This is a genomic window from Streptomyces sp. NPDC059456 (assembly GCF_042750055.1).
In the GTDB taxonomy this organism is placed as follows: Bacteria; Actinomycetota; Actinomycetes; order Streptomycetales; family Streptomycetaceae; genus Streptomyces.
Window position 1 is genome coordinate 1 of sequence record NZ_JBHYVA010000685.1, and the last position, 4,505, is coordinate 4,505.

A 4,505-nucleotide genomic window follows, 5' to 3' on the forward strand; every position below is an offset into this window, starting at 1 on the left:
CTCCACCCCCGTGATCGAGCCCGGGCCGCTGTCGCGCCGCGAGTCGGCGGTCGGCTGGTTCGCCGGCCGCATCCGGGCCGATCTCGACGCCGCAGGCCGGGGCGCCACCCGGCCCGAAGCCGCCCCTCGCGACACCGCGCTTCGCGACCGCGCCGGCCTCGACGCCCCTCGCGACCCCGCCGGTCTCGACACCGCCGGGCTGTGAGCCGCTCCCGCTGAACCGTGCCGTCCGTGCGGGCACGACCGCACGACGCCCCCGCCGCTGTTCGCTCCCCGCCGTCCCCCCACGGCCGCGGGCCCCTACGGAGAGGACCCCGATGTCCCCCGAGGCACTTCCCCTGACCAGACGCTCCCTCCTGCGCGCCGGCGCCACCGCGGCCCTCGCCCTCACCTCGGCCGGCTGCGGATTCGCAGCCGGCGGCGATCCGGCCGCCGCCGCGGCCGCGCAGACCCCGATCGACGTCAAGGTCGACGGCGACCTCGTCTACTTCAACTGGGCCGACTTCGTCGATCCGGCCGTCTTCGAGGGCTTCCAGAAGGAGTACGGCGTCAAGGTCGTCCAGTCGAACTTCGACTCCATGGAGGGCATGGCCGCCAAGCTGGGCGCCGGAAACCGCTACGACATCATCTTCCCCACGGCGAAGTGGGCGCAGCGCCTCACCGCCGGCGGCCGGCTGCGTTCCATCGACCACACGCGGCTGAAGAACGCCGAGGCGGTGTTCGGCGGTTACGGCTACTTCGCCGATCCCTGGTACGACCCCGGCTCCGCGCACACCGTCCCCTTCACCATGTACAAGACCGGCATCGGATGGCGCCGGGACCGTCTCGGGGAGCTGACGGGCTCCTGGGACGACCTGTGGAACGAGCAGGCCAAGGGCAAGGTCTTCGTACTCGACGACCGCGACGAGGTGCTCGGCATGGGCGCGCTCAAGCTGGGACTCGGTCTCACCACCGGCGATGCGGGCGAACTCGGGCGCGTCGCCGAGACGCTGCACTCGCTGCGCCCCCGGCTGCGCGGCTTCTCCAGCGACAGCTACAACAACCTGCTCAACGGCAACGCCGACATGACCCAGGCGTGGAGCGGGGACATGGCCGCCATGCTCGCGCAGGCCGAGGACCCGGCGGTCTTCGGCTTCGAGGTCGCCAAGGAGGGCGCCCCCGTCAACACCGACTGCTACGCCATACCGGCCGACGCGCAGCACCCCGGCACCGCGATGCTCTTCATCGACTACATGCTCCGCCCCGAGAACGTGAAGAAGAACATCGAGTACATCGGCTACCCGATGCCGGTTCGCGGCACCGAGGACACCTACGCCGCGCTGGTGGAGCCCTTCCCCCAGTGCCTGGTGACCGCCGACGACCTCAAGGCCGACCTGTTCTACCGCAACGGCACCGCGACGGCCGAGCGGGCCCGCGACGCCGCCTGGACCGATGTGAAGGCCGGCTGACATGGCGCGACGCACCCGATCCGGAGCGGCGGCCCGGCGCGGCCGCGGGCCGGCCGCGTCCGGGACGCGCCTGTGGACCTGGCTGATGCTGCCGGGCACCCTGTGGATGACCGGTTTCCTGCTCGCCTCCCTCGTCCTGGTGGCCACGCTCGCGTTCGGCACCACCGACCCGCTGGGGAACCCGCGGTTCGGATTCGACTTCGAGAACATCGCCACCCTGGCCGATCCCGCGTACCGCACCGTCCTGCTGCGCTCCCTCGGATACGCGCTGATCACCTGTGTGATCTGTCTGGCCGTGGCCTATCCGGTCGCCTACACGATCGCCCTGCACGGCGGGCGCTTCAAGAACGCGCTGATCGCCGCCATCGTCGTCCCCTTCTTCGCCAACTACCTGGTGCGGATGTACGGGTGGTCCGTCGTCCTCTCCGACGACGGACCGCTGCTGAAGGCGCTGCGCGCGACCGGCCTCGCCGACGGCGACACGAAGATCCTCCAGACCGGCGGCGGGGTCATCGCCGGACTCGTCTACGGCTTCATCGTGTTCATGATCATCCCGCTGTTCGCGGCCCTGGAACGGATGGACACCTCGCTGATCGAGGCCGGCCGCGACCTCTACGGCGGCCCGTTGCGGACCTTCCTCTTCGTCACCGTGCCCGCCACGCGGCAGGGCGCCGCGGCCGGCTGCGTCCTCGTGTTCCTGCCCGCCATGGGCGACTTCGTCAGCGCCCAGCTCATGGGAGGACCCGACCAGATCATGATCGGCAACCTGATCCAGGACAAGTTCTTCCAGGGCCAGAACTGGCCGCTCGGCTCGGCCCTGACCATGCTGCTGATGGCGGTCCTCTTCCTCGGGATGCTCGGCTACCTTCGGCGCACCCGCAAGGACGAGACGGAGGCCGCCCGATGACGTCCCGTCGGACACCCCGTGCCCCACAGCGGCGGCGCCACCGCGGCGCCGAGCGGCGGCCCCGCTTCGCGATCGCCGTCACCGTCGTCTTCTTCGCCCTCCTCTACCTCCCCGTCGCGGTCGTCGTCCTGTTCTCCTTCAACGCGCAGAAGTCCCTGACCGTCTTCCACGGGCTGAGCCTGCGCTGGTACGAGGCCTTCCTCCACGACGACGTCCTGCTCGCCTCGCTCGGCATGAGCCTGCGGGTCTCCCTGGCCGCCATGGCCGGCTCGCTGGTCCTCGGCGTGGCCCTGGCCCTCGGCCTGGTGCGCGCCCGCAACCGGCTCGGCTCGCTCGCCGGACTGGTCATGCTCGTCCCGCTGATCACCCCGGAGATCGTCACCGGCGTCGCGGCGATGCTCCTCTTCAAGGGGACGGGCGTCCCCCTGTCCACCGGCACCGTGATGCTCGCCGAGATCACCTTCTCCATCTCCTACGTGACGGTCATCCTGCGCTCCCGCATCGCCGCCCTGAACCCGGAGGTGGAGGAGGCGGCCATGGACCTCGGCGCCACCCGCCGGCAGGCCCTGCGCCTGGTGACCCTGCCCGCACTGCTCCCGAGCATCCTCGCCTCCGCCGTGCTGGTCTTCGCCCTCGTCTTCGACGACTTCGTCCTCGCCTACTTCACCACCGGCGTCGATCCGCAGCCGCTGTCCGTACGCATCTACTCCGCGATCCGGTTCGGCGTACAGCCCACCATCAACGCCGTCGGCACCCTGATGCTCGTCGGATCGGTGGCCCTCATCGTCCTGGCACTGGCCATACCGCGCCTGTTCGGCCGCCGCGGCGGCCTCGATCTGCTCTCCGGGAAGTGACGCCATGTACCCGACCCCCGTGCACCCCCGCCCCGCGGTCCGGCTCGACGCCGTCGGCAAGCGCTACGCCGGCGCCGCCGACGCGTACGCCGTCCGCGACGTCACCCTCGACATCGCCCCGGGCGAGTTCTTCTCCCTCCTCGGCCCCTCCGGCTGCGGCAAGACGACCCTGCTCCGGATGATCGGCGGATTCGCCGACCCCACCGAAGGCAGCGTCCTGCTCGACGGCGAGGACGTGACCGGGCTGCCGCCCGACCGGCGCAACGTCAACACCGTCTTCCAGAGCTACGCCCTGTTCGACCACCTCTCCCTCGCGGACAACGTGGCCTTCGGCCTCAAACGCAAGCGCGTGCCCCGCGCCGAGATCCGCGAGCGGGTCGCCGCCGTGCTCGACCTCGTCCAGCTCGGGCACCTCGCCGGCCGCAAGCCGTCCACCCTCTCCGGCGGCCAGCGCCAGCGCGTCGCCCTGGCCCGCGCGCTGGTCAACCGCCCCCAAGTGCTCCTGCTCGACGAACCGCTGGCCGCCCTCGACCTGAAGCTGCGCCGCCGGATGCAGGTCGAGCTCAAGCAGATCCAGCGCGAGGTCGGCATCACCTTCGTGTTCGTCACGCACGACCAGGACGAGGCCCTGACCATGTCGGACCGCCTCGCGGTCATGAACGAGGGCCGCATCGAGCAGTGCGGTACCCCGGAGGACGTGTACGAGCGCCCCGCCACCAGCTTCACGGCCTCCTTCATGGGCACCTCCAACCTGGTCCCCGGCACCTACCGCTCCGGCACGGTCGTCCTGGACGAGGGCCCCGCCCTGCCCGTCGGCCCCCGGGCCTCGGTCACCGACGGGAGCAGGGTCAACCTGTCGATCCGGCCCGAGAAGATCTGGCTCTCCGACTTCGAGGCCGGCATGGCCAAGGTCGGCGGGATCGTCCGGGAGACCGTCTACGGCGGTGCGACCACCACGTACCTCATCGAACTGGCCCCGGGCGTGACGGTGTCCGTACTGGAGCAGAACACCGTGCGCTCGCGCAGGGAGGACCGCTGGAGCGGCGGCGAGCGCGTGGAGATCGGCTGGAAGCCCGAACACTGCCTGGTCCTCGACTGACGCGCCCGGCCGACCCGCCCGGCCGACCCGTCCGCCCGGCCGACCCGTCCGGCCGGCCGGCCCGTTCGCCCGTCGCCCCCGCCCCGCCGCCCGTGCGCACCGACCGGAGGAACACCCCCATGAACCACGACGTCATCGTGCTCGGCGCCGGCCTCGCCGGTCTCGCCGCCGCACGCGACCTGACCGCGGGCGGAGCC

Annotated in this window: 5 protein-coding genes; all 5 read left to right on the forward strand. The window is 71.5% G+C overall.

Translation table 11 applies throughout. From position 1 onward, the window contains the following. Positions 1 to 205 (forward strand): hypothetical protein (locus ACFXA3_RS36375; RefSeq protein ID WP_385194385.1); only part of this gene is annotated, 205 nt, incomplete at its 5' end. A 112-nt stretch (positions 206 to 317) separates the two neighbouring features. After that, entirely contained in the window at positions 318 to 1,448 is a 1,131-nt protein-coding gene (locus ACFXA3_RS36380; protein WP_385194388.1) for a spermidine/putrescine ABC transporter substrate-binding protein, read from the forward strand. A 1-nt stretch (position 1,449) separates the two neighbouring features. Next, positions 1,450 to 2,355 carry an ABC transporter permease gene (locus tag ACFXA3_RS36385; protein WP_385194391.1) on the forward strand — a complete coding sequence of 302 codons (906 nt, stop codon included), beginning with the start codon at positions 1,450 to 1,452 and terminating at the stop codon, positions 2,353 to 2,355. Then, on the forward strand, positions 2,352 to 3,209 hold the full coding sequence (locus ACFXA3_RS36390; RefSeq protein WP_385194393.1) for an ABC transporter permease: 858 nt from the start codon (positions 2,352 to 2,354) through the stop codon (positions 3,207 to 3,209). The genes ACFXA3_RS36385 and ACFXA3_RS36390 overlap by 4 nt, the downstream gene beginning before the upstream one ends. 4 nt (positions 3,210 to 3,213) lie before the next feature. Beyond that, complete coding sequence (locus ACFXA3_RS36395; RefSeq protein WP_385194396.1) at positions 3,214 to 4,308, forward strand: ABC transporter ATP-binding protein; 1,095 nt, start codon at positions 3,214 to 3,216, stop codon at positions 4,306 to 4,308. The last annotated feature ends 197 nt before the right edge of the window (positions 4,309 to 4,505 follow it).